Source organism: Pandoraea sp. 64-18 (assembly GCF_001899225.1).
Lineage (GTDB): Bacteria > Pseudomonadota > Gammaproteobacteria > Burkholderiales > Burkholderiaceae > Pandoraea > Pandoraea cepalis.
In genome coordinates this window covers 141,289-157,036 of the sequence record NZ_MKVU01000022.1, presented here as the reverse complement: position 1 = coordinate 157,036, position 15,748 = coordinate 141,289, and the positions used below count along the sequence as shown (strand labels likewise).

Sequence of the window (15,748 nt, the reverse complement as noted above, 5' to 3'; positions counted from 1 at the left end):
GCCTCGCGCAGCGGAGAGAGATGATGCTCAGATGGTTCATTGGTCTTGGATTGCCGTATCTCGGTGTCGTGGGAATGCTGCCGTGGGCGGCGTCCGTCGATCGCTACGTGCTCGGGGTGCCGTTCATTTACGGCTGGATTTTCCTGTGGTTCGTGCTCACGTCCGGCTGCCTTGCGCTGTGCTGGGCGCTCTTCGACCGACATACCGTCGAGGAACCGGCGTAACGGCCGTTTCCCCTTAGTGCCTGGCGGCCGGCGTGTTTTGCCGTCGTGCCCAGCTCGCGCAGACAGCGCGACCAGCGCTTCATTAACGAATCTCCGGAGATTGCGTCGATGGCAACCCTCATCTTTGCCGGCTTCATCCTGTTGTCGGTTTATCTCGCCTTGCGAGCGCGCGGAGGACGCGGCCCGCAGAGCGTGCACGATTTTTTCGTCGCGTCACGCCAGTTCGGCGCGTGGCTCGTGTTCTTCCTCGCGGCCGGCGAGATCTACAGCATTGGCACGATGGTCGGCTTTCCCGGCGGCATTTACGCCAAGGGGCCGACGTATGGCGTTTGGTTTCTCGGCTACATCCTGCTGGCCTATCCGGTCGGGTATTTCCTCGGCCCGAAGATCTGGGATGCGGGCAAACGCTACAACGCGATCACACTGCCCGATCTGTTCAAGGGGCACTTTCAAAATCGCTTTCTCGAACTCGTGGTGGCGGTGACCGCCATCGTCTTCCTGTTGCCTTGGGGCCAGTTGCAGTTCACCGGTCTGGTGGCGGCGCTCAAGGGGCTGGGGTGGAACTTCCAGCCGCTGTGGCTCATCGCTTTTTCGGCGATGCTGGCCTTCATCTACATCGCCATTGCAGGCGTGCGCGCGTCGGCCTATATCGCCGTTCTCAAGGACGTGCTGATGGTGGCCGCCATCGTCATCACCGGGGTGGCCGTGGCGTGGGAAGTGGGCGTGACGCCGGTGTTCCAGGCCGCGAGCCAGCACGTGAGCAACGCGATGAACACGCAACAGCTCACGTTCGCCATGACGACCATCGTCTTCCAGTCGCTCGGCATGTACGTCATGCCATTTGGCGTGCAGAACTTCTTCACGGCGAAAAGTGCCTCGACGATTCGCCGCACGCAGGTCGCCATGCCGCTGTACATGCTGATGTATCCGTTCCTCGTGCTGGCGTCGTATTACGCGATCAGCCGGAACATCACACTGGCGTCGCCGAACGAGGCGTTCTTCGCCGCCGTGACGCAATTGCTGCCGTCGTGGCTGGTCGGGCTCGTGGCGGCAGGCGCGGCGTTGTCGGGGTTGCTGGTGCTCGCGGGGATTTGCCTCGCACTGGGCCCCATCGTCACGCGAAACATTCTGTCGGGCATGCCTGAGCATCGTCAGAAAGCCAGCTCGAAGGTCGTGATCGTGCTGTATCTGCTGGGCTCCATCGTACTTACGCTGCTCACGCCGAACCTCATGCTGACGCTGATCAATATGGCCTATTACGGGGTGACGCAGTTCCTGCCGGGCGTGATCGCCGTGGTCCTGCGACTGCGTGTCCGGGCGTCAGCGGTCGCGGCCGGCGTGCTGGCCGGTCAGGGGCTGGCGCTCGTGCTTTACTTCAAGAATCCGGACCTTGGCGGCGTGAACCTCGGGCTGATCTGCCTGGTCGTCAACATCGTGGTGATGTCGGTGCTCAACTTGCTGCTTGGCGGCAGTCGCGAGCGTTCGATGGACACGGGGGTCGGCTCGCTTTCCACCTACAAGAAGTCGTGATGACAGACAGAGACAACACCGCAGCCAGCCGCGACGACATTCGCGTCTACGTCGCCCGCAAGATCCTGACGATGAACCCGGCGCAACCGGTTGCGACGCACGTGGCCGTGTGCGACGGCCGCATCCTGGCCGTCGGCGATTTGCAGGACATGCGGCGCTGGACCGACGCGGCACCGATCGACACATTGCGCGACAAGGTGTTGATGCCCGGACTGGTGGAGGGGCACTGCCACCTCATGGAGGGCGCGATGTGGGATGCCGTCTACGTGGGTTACTACGACCGGCGCGGCCCCGATGGACACTTGTGGGAAGGGTTGAAGTCGCCGGCCGCCGTGCTGGAGCGCCTGCGCGAGGCTGAGCAACGCATGACCGGCGACCCCAAGCCGTTGCTGGCCTGGGGCTACGACCCGATCTTCTTCGAGGGCGCGCCGCTCGTCGCGCGCGACCTCGATGCCGTGTCCGCCACCCGGCCCATTGCGATCCTGCATGCCAGTGTGCATCTGATGAATGTGAATTCGGCAATGCTCGCGCTGGCGGGCATCGACGGCGACACCGATGTCGAAGGCGTCGTCATGGGCGCTGACGGCGAGCCGACCGGTGAATTGCAGGAGTTCGCGGCGATGTTTCCGGTGTATCGGGTCATTGGGGAAGGACTATCGATTGCCGCGAGCGAGAGTGTTCGCGCGATCTGGAATTTCGGACGCGTTGCGCAGCTCGCCGGGGTGACGACGGCCACCGACCTCGTCAACGACTTGACGCCGTCGGGCAATGCGAATCTTCGCGAGGTGACAGGTGACCCGACATATCCGATCCGCATCGTGCCGGCGTTTGCGCCGCAGCGCTGCCCGGAAGGGGGGCCGCAACGCGTGTTGAGCGCGCGTGAGGGCAACACGGACAAGCTTCATTACGGGCCGGTCAAATTCATTGTCGACGGCTCGATTCAAGGCTTTACGGCGCGGCTGCGCTGGCCGGGATACCACAATGGCAAGCCCAACGGGCTCTGGCTGATTCCACCGTCGCAACTGGTCGAGACGTTCATGCCGTTCCACGCGGCTGGCCTGCAATTGCATATTCATACGAATGGCGACGAGGCGACCGACGTCGTGCTTGATGCGATCGAGGCGATGCTGGCGCTGCATCCGCGTGTCGATCATCGCCACACGTTGCAGCACTGCCAGATGGCCGATGCCGCGCAACTCACGCGAGCGCAGCGGCTCGGCATGTGTGTGAACTTCTTCGCGAACCACGTCTACTACTGGGGCGACGCACACTATCACCAAACGATGGGCCCGGATCGCGCCAATCGGATGGATGCCGCCGAAATAGCGCGTCAGATTGGTCTACCGTTTGCCTTGCATTCGGATGCGCCGATCACCCAGCTCAATCCGCTGTTCACCGCGTGGTGCGCGGCCAAACGGGAGACGTCGTCGGGACGCGTGCTGGGCGAGTCGCTGCGCTTGCCGGTGGCGGATGCCTTGCACGCGATCACGTTGGGTGCCGCGTTCTCGTTGGGAATGGATCATTTGGTCGGGAGTGTCGAAGTCGGCAAGTACGCCGACTTTGCCGTCCTTGAGGCCGATCCGTTCGAGGTGCCCGTCGACGATCTGCGACAGATGCCGGTGTGGGGCACGGTGCTCGGGGGCGAGGTGTTCCGCGCCCCGGCGTGACGAAGATGCAAGGCAGTCAACCCCTCGCACCCGCAGCGGTCGCTGCGGCGCCCAGGCCGCCGATCCCGATGGTCGTCCTGGGCGGCTATCTCGGTGCGGGCAAGACCACGCTTGTCAACGCGCTGCTGCAAAATGCCGAGGGGTTGCGCGTTACCGTGCTCGTCAACGACTTCGGTTCGATCAATGTCGACGCGTCGCTCATTCGTGAGCGAGGCGACGACGTGATCGGACTTGAGAACGGCTGTGTGTGCTGCACCATTGGCGGACGCCTGGTCGAGACGCTGATCTCGCTGGGCGAGCGCGCGCAGCGGCCCGACTTGCTCGTGATTGAGGCGAGCGGTGTGTCCGATCCGCTGCGCATCGCGCAGGTGGGGTTGCTCGACAAGGCATTCCGCCTGCATGGCATTGTGGTGGCGGTAGACGTCGATGGCATTGACGCCGTACTGGACGATCGCTATGTCGGCGACATCGTCCGGCGTCAGATTGCGGCGGCCAGCGCGCTCGTGCTGACCAAGACCGATCTGGTGAGCGACGCCAGGTTGCAGGCCGTCAGAGAGCGACTGGCATCGCTGGGGGCAACGCAGGTCGTTGTCACCGCGAACCAGGGCGTCGTGCCACCCGCCATTCTCTTTCCCGATGACGTGATGACCTTGCCCGGGTTGCTGAGCCCGCGCCCGATGGAGTCGGCATCACGCGCGTTGCCGCGTGGACTGCGCAGTTTCAGCGTCGCGACCGGTGGCGTGTTCGACCGGTCGCGACTGAAAGCGGCGCTGGCCCTGTTGGGCGACAAACTGCTGCGCGCGAAGGGCTTCGTGGCGCTGCAGGCCGGTCAGATGAGCGAGCTGCATGTCGTCGGGCGTCGTTCGATGCTCACACGTCGCTCGGATCTGCCTGCCGCGTCGTCGGTCATCGTGTTCATCGGCATTGTTTCGGACGAAGACGAGCGTCGGCTCACGCAGGCGCTCGAAGCCGCCATGCTTCGAGGCGCGTGCGACGACGAGGCTATGCGATAGGCGGCGTGAATTGCTGCGCGTGAAAACGAGGCACGCTCAGACCGTTACGTCGCTAAGTTCGAGCAAGGCTGTCTCCAGAATGCCGAGAGCTTCGTCGAACACCGCTTGTTCTATGGTCAGCGGAAACAGGAAGCGAATCACGTTGCCATGGGCACCGCAACTCAGCAGCAGCAGGCCCTGTTCCAGTGCGCGGGCCTGGATCCGTTTCACGACTTCCGGTGCCGGCGCTCCGGTTTGGGGATCGTGGAATTCCGCCGCTACCATTGCGCCCGGTCCGCGCACTTCGACAAGCTGCGGCACCGAAGCCTGTAGCTTGCGCAGGCGCGCCTTCAACTGGTTGCCCAAGGTCTCGGCGCGCGATGAAAGCTGCTCTTCCTCGATCACATCCAGTACCGCATGCGCTGCCGCAACGGCCAGCGGATTCCCCGCATATGTCCCGCCCAGCCCCCCCGGCGCGGCTGCATCCATGATCTCCGTGCGACCGACGACTGCCGACAGCGGCATGCCGCCTGCCAAACTCTTGGCTACGGTCATCAGGTCGGGTATCACGTCGTAGTGTTGCATCGCGAAAAGCTTGCCTGTACGAGAAAAGCCGCTTTGCACCTCGTCCGCGATCAGCAGGATGCCGTGCTGCGTGCATAACGCGCGCAAGGCACGCACGAACTCCGGCGGCGCCTGGTAGAAGCCACCTTCGCCCTGCACCGGCTCGAAGATGATCGCGGCTACCCGCTGCGGGTCGATGTCGCTCTTGAACAGCTGTTCGATCGCCGCGAGGCTCTGCGCCGAGTCGATCTCGTGCAGTGCCGATGGGAACGGCACGTGGTACACCTCGCCAGGGAACGGCCCGAAACCCTTCTTGTATGGCGCGACCTTGCCCGTCAGCGCCATGGTCATCATTGTCCGACCGTGGAATGCCCCGCCGAATGCGATCACCCCCGTACGTCCCGTGGCGGCACGTGCGATCTTGATCGCGTTTTCGACAGCCTCGGCGCCGGTGGTGAAGAAGGCGGTCTTCTTCGAATGGTCACCCGGCGTGCAGGCATTCAAGCGCTCGGCCAACGTCACATACGATTCATACGGCACGATCTGGTATGCCGTGTGCGTGAAGCGATCCAGTTGTTCGCGAATCGCCGCTACGATCTTGGGGTGACGATGCCCTGTGTTGAGCACAGCGATGCCGCTGGCGAAGTCGATGAAACGCCGTCCTTCGACATCCCAGAGCTCGGCATTTTTCGCTCGTTCCGCATAGAAATCGCACATGACTCCGATCCCGCGCGGGGTGGCGGCATTTTTGCGCGCGTGAAATTCCGCATTCAACATTTCGACTCCTGAGTGGTCCGGTTGCCGCGCCGAGGTTCGGCACGATCTGGCTGATAGTTCGGAATATACTCAGGTCTGGTTCTTAAAAAAGAGCCATTTCATTATCTTTGATGGAGCCGCTTTTTTGGCGAATGAGGTGCGGCTTCGCCTCGGATGGGAATGGACAGTCGCTGAGGGAGAATCGTGCCCGCCGATCCGAATGGCTGAGCATTGGTATTTTCGGCAGCGCTTGTCTACGGCTTCAGGTGCTTTTCGATGACGCGGGCGAGGCTGTCGAAGGCGGGTTCAATACGGTTGTTGGGCACGCACGCATAGCCGAGCAACAGGCCCGATTGTGCCGAGGCTGGGTCGATGTAATAGCGCGTCAGAGGCCGCACCACGATGCCCGCTTCCAGTGCTTCGTCGGTAATTCTCTCATCCGAAATGGGGTTATCGTGCGGGTCTCGTGACTGCCCATGCAGGCCAAGCACCAGGTGCAATCCGGCTTCGTCGCCCATCACCGGCAGCGCATCGCCGAAGTTGGCGCGAATCGTATCGATCAACAAGGTGCGCCGCTCGCCGTACAGCGCGCGCATATGTCGAATGTGCGAGGTCAGGTAGCCATCGATGATGAAGTCGGTCAGCAGCGCTTGCTGCATCAATTGGCCTTCGCGATACAGCTCCGACAGGCCGGTGCGAAAGTGTTCGATCAGGTTCTCGGGCACGACCATATAGCCCATGCGCAAACCGGGGAACATGGTCTTGCCGAAGCTACCGACATAGATGACCTGACCTGCCGTATCCAGTCCTTGTAGCGATGAGATCGGCCGGCTGCCATAGCGAAATTCGCTGTCGTAGTCGTCCTCGATCACCCAAGTACGATGCTTGCTCGCGAAATCCAACAGCATTCGGCGGCGCGACAGGCTCATTACCATCCCCATCGGATACTGGTGCGATGGCGTGACGAGAATCAAGCGCGGTGGTGGGCCCTGCATGTCCTCCACGCTCGGGTTGAGGCCTTCGGTATCGATCGGGATCGGCTTCAGTTCGAGGCCCGACATCCGGAACACGCTGCGCACACCCCAATAGCACGGCTCTTCCAGCCACGCGACGTCGCCAATATCGCTCAGCAGCTTGACTGCCAGGTCGACCGACTGATGCACGCCGGTCGTGATGATGATCTGATCGGGATTGCAATTGACCGAACGTGCCACGCGCAGATAATCCGACAGGGCACGTCGTAACGGACGGTAGCCGCTGCCCGATGCATACGTCAGCAGTTCATGGCTGGGTTGGCGCCAGAGCTTGGCTTGGAGGCGGTTCCATGTCTTGCTCGGGAATTCGGAGGTGTCCGGTACGCCGGGCATGAAAGCACCCCATTGTCGCTTTGATACGCCCGCCTGATCGATCATTTGCTGCCCCCGCGTCGACAAGCGCTTGTGCGGCTGCTCGTGCGATGTCATCTCCGAGGCGGCCGTATCGACAGCGCGCGCGGGCCGCGTATCCGCCACGTAGGTGCCGCTGCCCGTGGACGAAGTGACATAGCCCTCGGCAGTCAGTTGGTCATAGACGTGCAGCACGGTATTGCGCGCCACCCGCAAATCGGATGCGAGCGTTCGCGAGGAGGGCAGCTTCGTGCCGGGCGGCAACTGGCCGCTCAGGATGGCCTGCTGGAGCAGGCTATTGATCTGGCGATATGCCGGCTCGCCGCCCGCCTTGTCGAGATGCTGGATCAGCCAGTCCGACAGAATGATTGCGTCCAAAGTGGTCCCATCCAGAATAAAGAAATGGTTCCCTATTGTAGGGCCAAGTCAGTCTATATTCGGATTCAAGTTAAGTTCCACGGCGTCGCAAACGTCGTGACGCCCTAAGCGCATTGGGCTTGTCGCGCTTCGGTGCGCGCATATCAACCAGGGATGAAGAGGCCCGCGATGGTGAACAGCAAACAGGTACTGGTGAGTTTTCGTCGCGTGAGCAAGACCTACGACGGCGAAACGTTGGTGGTCAAACAACTCGACCTCGACATCTACCAAGGCGAATTCCTGACCTTGCTGGGGCCGTCGGGATCGGGCAAGACCACTTGCCTGATGATGCTGGCGGGGTTCGAGTACCCCACCGGCGGAGAGATCTGGCTCGACGGTGTGCTGCTCAACACGGTGCCGCCGCATCAACGCAATATCGGCATGGTTTTTCAGAACTACGCACTTTTTCCACACTTGAGCGTGGCGCAGAACGTTGAATACCCGCTGAAGGTGCGCCGCGTGCCTGGCGCCGACCGTGCGAGGAGAGTGGCCGCAGCGCTCGACATGGTGCAGATGGGGAGTTTTGGTAAGCGCTATCCGGCGCAGTTGTCGGGGGGGCAGCAGCAGCGTATCGCGTTGGCACGCGCACTGGTGTTCGAGCCGCGTCTAGTGTTGATGGACGAGCCGCTGGGTGCGCTCGACAAGCAACTGCGCGAACACATGCAACTGGAGCTCAAGGCGTTGCACGAGAGGTTGGGCGTGACTTTCGTGTATGTGACGCACGATCAGGGCGAAGCGTTGACGATGTCCGATCGTGTTGCCGTGTTCGATCAAGGTTATGTACAGCAGCTCGATACCGTGGACCGCTTGTATGAGTCACCGTGCAATCAATTCGTTGCGAACTTCATTGGCGACAGTAACCGCCTGCGCGGGGTGGTCTCACAACTGGGGGACGACTACTGTACGTTGCGGCTCGCGGACGGAAGCGAGGTTCGCGGCATGAGCGTTCACGCGTCGGCGGCTCGCGACGTCGGCAGTACGGGTCGTCGCGCCCAGATTGGCGAAGTGGTGAGCGCATGCATCCGCCCCGAACGCATGCGCCTGATTGACCCGGCTTCGTCGGTCGACGGCGGCGTTAATGGCGTGGTGGGACGTGCAGCCGGCCTGATCTATTTCGGCGACCACGTGCGCATGCGCTGCCAATTGCCGCAGCAGGACGAATGCTTCGTGAAGGTGCCGCTGGGAACGCCGGCGCTCAAGCACTTTGTGCCAGGCGTACCGGTCGCGCTTGCATTCGAGCCGGAACATCTGCGCGTATTCACTTGATCAAGATATCCCGTTTCCTTGGCTAGTTGTCCGTCTGACCATCAACAGGAGTTGAATATGAAGAAGGTTGTAAACACAGTATTCGTCGTTGCCGGCGCCATGCTGTTCGGCGTTGCCCAAGCCGCCGACGTGACCGTTGTCAACTTCGGCGGTGCCAACGGCGACGCCCAGAAAGCAGCTTTCGTGCAGCCGTTCGAGAAGGCCACCGGCCATCATGTGACGAGCGTCGAGTACAACGGCGAGCAGGCCAAGGTCAAGGCGATGGTCGAAGCTAAGCGTGTGAATTGGGACTTGGTCGAAGTCGAGTCCGGTGACCTTGGCCGTGGCTGCGACGAGGGATTGTACGAAAAGCTCGACTGGAGCAAGATCGGGCCGAAGAATGGATTCACGCCCGCCGCGGTGCAGACCTGTGGCGCAGGCATTTTCATCTGGTCGACGGTTTTGGCATACAACGCCAGCGCGCTCAAGACTGCGCCGACGGGTTGGGCCGATTTCTGGGATACCAAGAAATTCCCGGGCAAGCGCGCGATGCGCAAGGGCGCACGCGGCAATCTTGAATTTGCGCTGATGGCCGACGGCGTTGCGCCCAAGGATGTCTATCGCGTGTTGTCGACCAAGGAGGGTGTCGATCGAGCCTTCAAGAAGCTGAGCGAACTCAAGCCGTCGATTCAGTGGTGGGAAGCGGGCGCTCAGCCACCGCAATTCCTGGTGGCCGGTGACGTTGTCATGTCGACGGCGTTCAACGGCCGCATCGATGCGGCGCAGCGCGAGGGAAAGAACCTGAAGGTGGTCTGGAACGGCAGTATCTACGATCTCGACTACTGGGCGATTCCGAAGGGATCGCCGAAGAAGGACCTGGCACTGCAATACATCGCATATTCGCTGTCGACACCCGCGCAGAGTGCCTATGCCAAGCACATAGCCTACGGCCCGGTCAACAATGAGGCGGTCAAGTCGCTCGATGCCTCCACCCTGAAAGACTTGCCTAACTCGCCGGCTAACGTGACGACTGCTGTGCTTCAGAACATCGACTTCTGGACGGATCGCGGCGATGAACTCGAGCAACGCTTTGCGGCATGGGCCTCGAAATAAGACGATGTAGCAAGCCTATGCTTCGGGTTCGCGCGGCACCGACGAGCGAACCCGAAACGGTAGTGGAATCGCAAGATTCGACGTCGAGAAAAGAGATCTCCTACATGCAAACCGCAACACTGGCCGTTGCCGAGAACATGCGACTCGTTAAAGACGAGTTGCGTCAGACCCGGAATCGAAAGCGGATCAAGGCGCTGGCCTTGGTTGCACCGCTGGCGATTTTTCTGCTCCTGATCTTTGTCGTGCCGATTGCGATGCTACTCACTCGCGCGGTCGAGAATCCCGAGGTCGTCGGCGCCTTGCCCACGACAAGCCGCACGCTGCACGGCTGGGATCGCAAGCAGTTGCCCGGCGACGCCGCGTACGTCGCACTGATGAGTGATCTGACGGCGCTACAGGACGGCGATAGCCTTGGCGGCCTCGCGCGACGCCTCAACACGGAATTACCTGGATTTCACACACTAGTGATGAAGACGGCGCGGGCGTTGCCGTTTACCGATGACGACGGCAAGACAGTGCCGCTCACACAGGCGCGCGAGCGGCTGGTGAATTTTGATGCGCGATGGGGCGAACTGCCCTATTGGCAGGCGATCGCCAAGAACAGCAGCCGCTACTCTGCGTTCTATGTGCTCGCGGCGCTGGACCATCGGCAGAATGCGTTCGGCGAAGTGGTGCCGGCCGACCCGGACGCGTCGATCTACCTGAACATCTTTGCGCGCACTTTCGGCATCAGCGCCGTGGTGACATGCTTCGCCTTGTTGATCGGCTTTCCGCTTGCCTATTGGATTTCGACGCTGCCGGGCCGGCGCGCGAACTTGATGATGATCCTGGTGTTGATCCCATTCTGGACGTCCATTCTCGTGCGTGTCGCCGCATGGATCGTGTTGCTGCAGGGGCAAGGCTTGGTCAACAAGGCACTGATGGCGAGCGGCATGACACGCGCGCCACTCGAGCTGCTTTTCAATCGGGTCGGCGTGTACATCTCAATGACCCATATCTTGTTGCCCTTCATGATCTTGCCGCTGTATAGCGTGATGAAATCGATTCCTCCGACGTATCAGCGCGCGGCCGTCTCGCTGGGGAGTCATCCGTTCGCGGCATTTTGGCGCGTCTATTTGCCGCAAACCTATCCGGGCGTTGGCGCTGGCGCGCTGCTGGTGTTCATCCTGTCGATCGGCTACTACATCACACCAGCGTTGCTGGGCGGACCCGACGACCAGATGATCAGCTACTACGTGGCCTATTTCACGAACGTTTCCATCAATTGGGGTATGGCGTGTGCATTGGGCGGCCTGTTGCTTGCCGCCACGCTCGTGCTGTATGTGGTCTATGGGCGCCTGACGCGCGCGGAATTGGGCATGGGGTGAGCAATGAGACAACCAGCAATCAATTCTCATAACGCGTATCAGGAGCCGCCGGCAACCGGTGGTCGTCCATCGCGCTTTCCGCCGTATGTTTCCCTGGTCGAGCGGCTCTGGTACTACCTGCTGCGCGCGGGTAACGCGCTTACGCTGTTGTTCCTCGTGCTGCCGGTTCTGGTGATGGTGCCGCTGTCGTTCTCGGACAGCACCTTCCTCGCGTATCCGATCCCGGCGTACTCGCTGCGCTGGTATCACAACCTGTTTAACTCCGACGAGTGGATGTCGGCGGCACGCAATAGTTTCATTATTGCGCCGTTGGCCACCTTGCTGGCGACGATACTGGGCACGCTGGCTGCAACGGGGCTGAACCAGGTGCAATTTCGCGGCAAGGCGATCCTGATGGCGGTGCTGATGTCACCGATGATCGTGCCGGTGATCGTGGTCGGCGTCGGCATGTATCTGTGCTTCGCGCCGTTGGGGCTGGCCGGCACTTACCTGGGCATGGTGCTGGCGCACGCCGCGCTGGGCGCACCGTTTGTGGTCACCACGGTGTCGGCCACCTTGCGGGGTTTCAACCAGAATTTGGTGCGTGCGAGCCTGTCGCTGGGGGCAGGCCCCCTGGAAACCTTTTTTCGCGTAACGCTGCCGGTGATTGCGCCAGGGGTGATATCGGGGGCGCTGTTCGCCTTCGCGACCTCGTTTGACGATGTGGTCGTGACGCTGTTTCTCGCCGGACCGGGGCAGGCGACGCTCCCGCGTCAGATGTTTACCGGGATTCGTGAAAACATCAGCCCGACCATCGCTGCGCTTGCGACCATCCTGATCGTCTTTTCCACTTGTCTGCTACTTGTGCTCGAGTGGCTGCGGGGGCGAGGTGCCAAGCGTAACGCTACATAAGCGCACGTTGGCCCGTCCGAAGGCATGCCGCATCGTCTCGATGCCAGCGGTAGTCCACGAATGAGGGCGGTGGCAAGCGGTCGTCGGAATTTGAACGTTCGCCCATCGACAGAGTCTGCCACCGCCCTTGTCACACCGACCTATCTCAGATCTCGAAGCCCGGGTCCGGCGAGCGCAGCTTGCGCCAGATCGACCGGACGGTGAACGCCACGAGCAGGACCGTCAGGCTGGCCACCCCGAGGGCGAGCGGCGTGCGCTGGTCCGGGATGAAGGCCATTGCCCCGACAATCGACAGCATGCCGATAATCGCGACCCAGGTGAGGTACGGGTAGCCCCACATCCGAATCTTGAGCTTGCCCGGCGCCTCGCGCTCCAGCCGCTTGCGCAGTTTCAACTGCGAGAAGGCGATGAGCACATACACGAAGATCGCTACCGTGCCGTACGAGTTCACGAGAAAGGCGAACACCGTATCGGGCGACACGTAGGACATCACTACGGCCGCATAGCCGAACAGCGTGCCGATGAGAATGGCGCGAACCGGCACGCCACGCGCATTGAGCTTGGCCAGCGAGCGCGGGGCATCGCCACGGCGCGTGAGCGCGAAGAGCATGCGCGACGAGGCGTACAAACCCGAGTTCAGTGCCGAGAGCACGGCGGTCAGCACCACGGCGTTCATGATGTGCGCCGCGGCCGGGATGTGCATCGCTTCGAGCGCGCTCACATACGGCGTGGCCATGCTGGCGGAGTTCCAGGGCACGAGCATCACCACCAGCAGGATCGAGCCGATGTAGAAGAACAGCACGCGGCCGATGACCGAATTGGTGGCGCGTGCCACGGCTTGCTGCGGCTCGGCGGCTTCGGCGGCCGCAATCGTCACGATCTCCGCGCCGAAGTAAAAGCCGGTCGCCGCGACCGCACCGGCCATCACCGGGCCAATGCCGTTGGGCATGAAGCCGCCGTGCGAGAGCAGGTGTCCGGTGCTTGCCACCGCACCCGGCCACAGGCCGAACACAAAGAGCCCGCCGAGGAACAGGAACACGACGATGGCCGCGACCTTGATCGACGCGAACCAGAATTCGAACTCGCCGTAGGACGCCACCGACACCAGATTCGTCAATGTCAGCACCACCAGCAACGCGAGACTGATGGCCCAGGCCGGGATGCCGGGGAGCCAGAACTGGATCAGGTTGGCACCCGCGACCGCTTCGACCGCGACCACGATCACCCAGAAGTACCAGTACATCCAGCCTGTCAGAAAGCCGGCCAGCTCACCGCCGACCGGCTTGTCGTTCCAGGCGAGCCGTGCGTACTCATAGAACGACCCCACCGCGGGCAGCGCACACGCCATCTCGCCGAGCATGCGCATCACGAGCACCACGAGCGCGCCGGTAATCAGGAACGACAGCACGGCCGCCGGGCCGGCGGCATGCACGACTACGCCACTGCCGACGAAGAGGCCCGCACCGATCACGCCGCCCAGCGCGATCATGCTCATGTGCCGCTGCTTGAGGCTCGATTGCAGATGCGTGCCCTGTTCACGATTGGCCATGACGACCTCCCGTGATGGGGCGTGCGATGCGCACGGCGCTATCGCAGACGCTGATGGAACAAGGGGAGAGGGAGAACCGGGGGGGAACCGCCAATGCGACAACGCGCCGCTCACGGGCAACACGCCCGACCTGCAATGTCTCGACTACCACACAACCTCCTGAAGACCTTATCTGACGGCAGGTGCGGCGGGGGGAGCCGCCCTGCGTCTTTTGTAATGACCAACGGACCTGCTTACGTCTTGTCAGACCTTGCCTTTCCAGGGCACCAGCACGCGCTCGAGGTAGCGCATGATCAGATCGAATCCGAACGCGAAAAAGCCGATCACGATGATCCCCATGATCACGATGTCCGACGCGAGGAATTCCGCCGCGTTGAGCACCATGAAACCGAGTCCGCTCGATGCCGCCACCATTTCGGCAGCGACCAGCGTTGTCCAGCCCACGCCGATGCCGATGCGCATGCCGGTGAAGATCTCCGGCAGTGCCGACTTCACGATCACGTGCATGACGATCTGGCGCGGCGAAGCGCCCATCGAATAGGCCGCGTGAATCTGCTCCATCGACACCGAGCGCACGCCTGCCCGTGCCGCAATGGCCAGCGGGGCGAAGATGGCCAGGTAAATCAGGAACACCTTCGAGAATTCACCGATGCCGAACCAGATGATGACGAGCGGCAAGTAGGCGAGCGGCGGCAGCGGGCGGTAGAACTCGATCGGCGGATCGAACACGCCGCGGCCGATGCGCGACACGCCCATGAGAATGCCCACCGGGATGGCGGTCACACAGGCCAGCGCAAAGGCGCCGAAGACGCGATACAGACTCGCGAGCGTGTGCTCCCACAGTGTCGAGCCGGCAAAGCCCTCCGTGGCGACCTGCATGAACTTCTCGATGATCGCGCGCGGTCCCGGCAGGAACAGCGGCTTGATCATGCCCGACGACGTAATCGCGATCCAGAGCAGCAACAGGGCAACCACGGTCACGACGCTGATCGCCAGGCTCGGGCCTTGGCCGGGGGCGCCGAACGACTCACCGGCCTTGACCGGGCGCGGGGCAAACATGCGAGCGAAGAAACCGCGCCGACGCGGTGTACGGGGCGCAACCGCCGGGCGGCGCGCGCCGGGCGAATTGGCGGCAGCGGCGGGCGGCGTGGGGTGAGGGGTGACGGGTTTGGTCATCATGGTGTTCTCTCCTGCAGCGATCAGGCTGCGACCGCATTGGCATTCGACGTCGCCGTCTGGCCCGCACGTTCGTCGCCGTAGATGATGCTGAGCACGGTCTCGCGCATGGCGATGAAATCCGGGCTCGACTTGATGGTGCGCGCGTCACGGCATTCGAGATAGCGCTGGTTGAAGTCAAGCTCATACGTGTGCGTGATGCGTCCGGGGCGCGGCGACATCACGATCAGGCGACTGGCGAGAAACAGGGCTTCTTCGACGCTGTGCGTGATGAAGAAGATCATCTTGCCGGTCTCGCGCCACACGTCGAGCAGCAGTTCCTGGATGGTTTCACGCGTGAGCGCGTCGAGTGCGGCCATCGGCTCGTCCATGAGCAGCATCGACGGATTGCACGTGAGCGCGCGTGCAATGCCCACCCGCTGCTGCATGCCGCCGGAGAGTTGGTAAATCATGTGATTGTGGAAGTCCTGCAGCCCGACCAGCGCGAGATTGCGCGCGGCAATGGCGCGTCGTTCCGTCTTCGGCACGCCTTGGAGCTTCAGCCCGAACTCGGTGTTCTCCATCACGTTGAGCCACGGCAACAGCGCGTGCTTCTGGAACACCACGCCGCGATCGGCGCCAGGGCCTTCGATCGGGGCATCGCCCAGCAGCAATTCGCCGGACGTGGGCGCGATGAAGCCAGCCATCAGACTGAGCAGCGTGGTCTTGCCGCAACCCGAGGCGCCGAGCGCCACTACGAAATCGCCGGGTGCGATGGTCAGATCGACGTGAGCGAGCGCCTGCACCTGCTCGCCGGGACGCCGGCCGGGATAGACGACGCTGACGTCGTTGACGATGAGTTGTTCCATGAAGCCCTTCTCCTGTCGATCGAG

General features: G+C 62.3%; 13 protein-coding genes. 8 read left to right on the top strand and 5 right to left on the bottom strand.

All coding sequences use genetic code 11. The features are described 5' to 3' along the window. Positions 1–23: 23 nt before the first annotated feature. From BGP02_RS21005 to BGP02_RS20990, 4 genes are all read left to right on the top strand, one after another. The gene (locus BGP02_RS21005; protein WP_026132274.1) at positions 24–224 is read left to right on the top strand and encodes a DUF3311 domain-containing protein; all 201 of its coding nucleotides are present in this window, start codon (positions 24–26) and stop codon (positions 222–224) included. Positions 225–332: 108 nt separating this feature from the next. Beyond that, positions 333–1,754, top strand: a complete 1,422-nt coding sequence (locus tag BGP02_RS21000; RefSeq protein ID WP_017235486.1) for a sodium:solute symporter family protein — start codon at positions 333–335, stop codon at positions 1,752–1,754. After that, complete coding sequence (locus tag BGP02_RS20995) at positions 1,754–3,421, top strand: amidohydrolase (protein WP_286799185.1); 1,668 nt, start codon at positions 1,754–1,756, stop codon at positions 3,419–3,421. The genes BGP02_RS21000 and BGP02_RS20995 overlap by 1 nt, the downstream gene beginning before the upstream one ends. A 5-nt stretch (positions 3,422–3,426) precedes the next feature. Further along, positions 3,427–4,434: a CobW family GTP-binding protein gene (locus tag BGP02_RS20990; protein ID WP_353744122.1), complete on the top strand. Its 1,008-nt coding sequence runs from the start codon at positions 3,427–3,429 to the stop codon at positions 4,432–4,434. Positions 4,435–4,470: 36 nt separating this feature from the next. Here the strand turns inward: BGP02_RS20990 and gabT are convergent, their stop codons facing one another. Together gabT and pdxR are read right to left on the bottom strand one after the other, a co-directional pair. Next, on the bottom strand, positions 4,471–5,754 hold the full coding sequence (gene gabT, locus BGP02_RS20985) for a 4-aminobutyrate--2-oxoglutarate transaminase (RefSeq protein ID WP_286799184.1): 1,284 nt from the start codon (positions 5,752–5,754) through the stop codon (positions 4,471–4,473). A gap of 233 nt (positions 5,755–5,987) precedes the next feature. Next, positions 5,988–7,496, bottom strand: a complete 1,509-nt coding sequence (gene pdxR / locus BGP02_RS20980; protein WP_017235490.1) for a MocR-like pyridoxine biosynthesis transcription factor PdxR — start codon at positions 7,494–7,496, stop codon at positions 5,988–5,990. A 171-nt stretch (positions 7,497–7,667) separates the two neighbouring features. Here pdxR and BGP02_RS20975 point away from each other — a divergent pair, with 171 nt between their 5' ends. From BGP02_RS20975 to BGP02_RS20960, 4 genes are all read left to right on the top strand, one after another. Further along, positions 7,668–8,801 carry an ABC transporter ATP-binding protein gene (locus BGP02_RS20975; protein ID WP_026132275.1) on the top strand — a complete coding sequence of 378 codons (1,134 nt, stop codon included), beginning with the start codon at positions 7,668–7,670 and terminating at the stop codon, positions 8,799–8,801. Between the two features lie 57 nt (positions 8,802–8,858). Next, complete coding sequence (locus tag BGP02_RS20970) at positions 8,859–9,893, top strand: ABC transporter substrate-binding protein (protein ID WP_150562377.1); 1,035 nt, start codon at positions 8,859–8,861, stop codon at positions 9,891–9,893. Positions 9,894–9,997: 104 nt separating this feature from the next. After that, entirely contained in the window at positions 9,998–11,260 is a 1,263-nt protein-coding gene (locus BGP02_RS20965) for an ABC transporter permease (protein WP_286799183.1), read from the top strand. Positions 11,261–11,263: 3 nt separating this feature from the next. Next, positions 11,264–12,151, top strand: a complete 888-nt coding sequence (locus tag BGP02_RS20960) for an ABC transporter permease (protein WP_017235494.1) — start codon at positions 11,264–11,266, stop codon at positions 12,149–12,151. A gap of 145 nt (positions 12,152–12,296) precedes the next feature. On the opposite strand, the gene BGP02_RS20955 is transcribed toward BGP02_RS20960, so the two are convergent. The 3 genes from BGP02_RS20955 to BGP02_RS20945 all read right to left on the bottom strand — a co-directional run bounded on the left by BGP02_RS20955 (position 12,297) and on the right by BGP02_RS20945 (position 15,724). Further along, entirely contained in the window at positions 12,297–13,700 is a 1,404-nt protein-coding gene (locus BGP02_RS20955; protein WP_017235495.1) for an amino acid permease, read from the bottom strand. A 243-nt stretch (positions 13,701–13,943) separates the two neighbouring features. Beyond that, a complete protein-coding gene (locus tag BGP02_RS20950; protein WP_017235496.1) occupies positions 13,944–14,759 on the bottom strand; it encodes an ABC transporter permease subunit in 816 nt (271 codons plus the stop codon). Between the two features lie 140 nt (positions 14,760–14,899). Beyond that, a complete protein-coding gene (locus BGP02_RS20945) occupies positions 14,900–15,724 on the bottom strand; it encodes a taurine ABC transporter ATP-binding protein (protein ID WP_017235497.1) in 825 nt (274 codons plus the stop codon). Positions 15,725–15,748 lie beyond the last annotated feature (24 nt).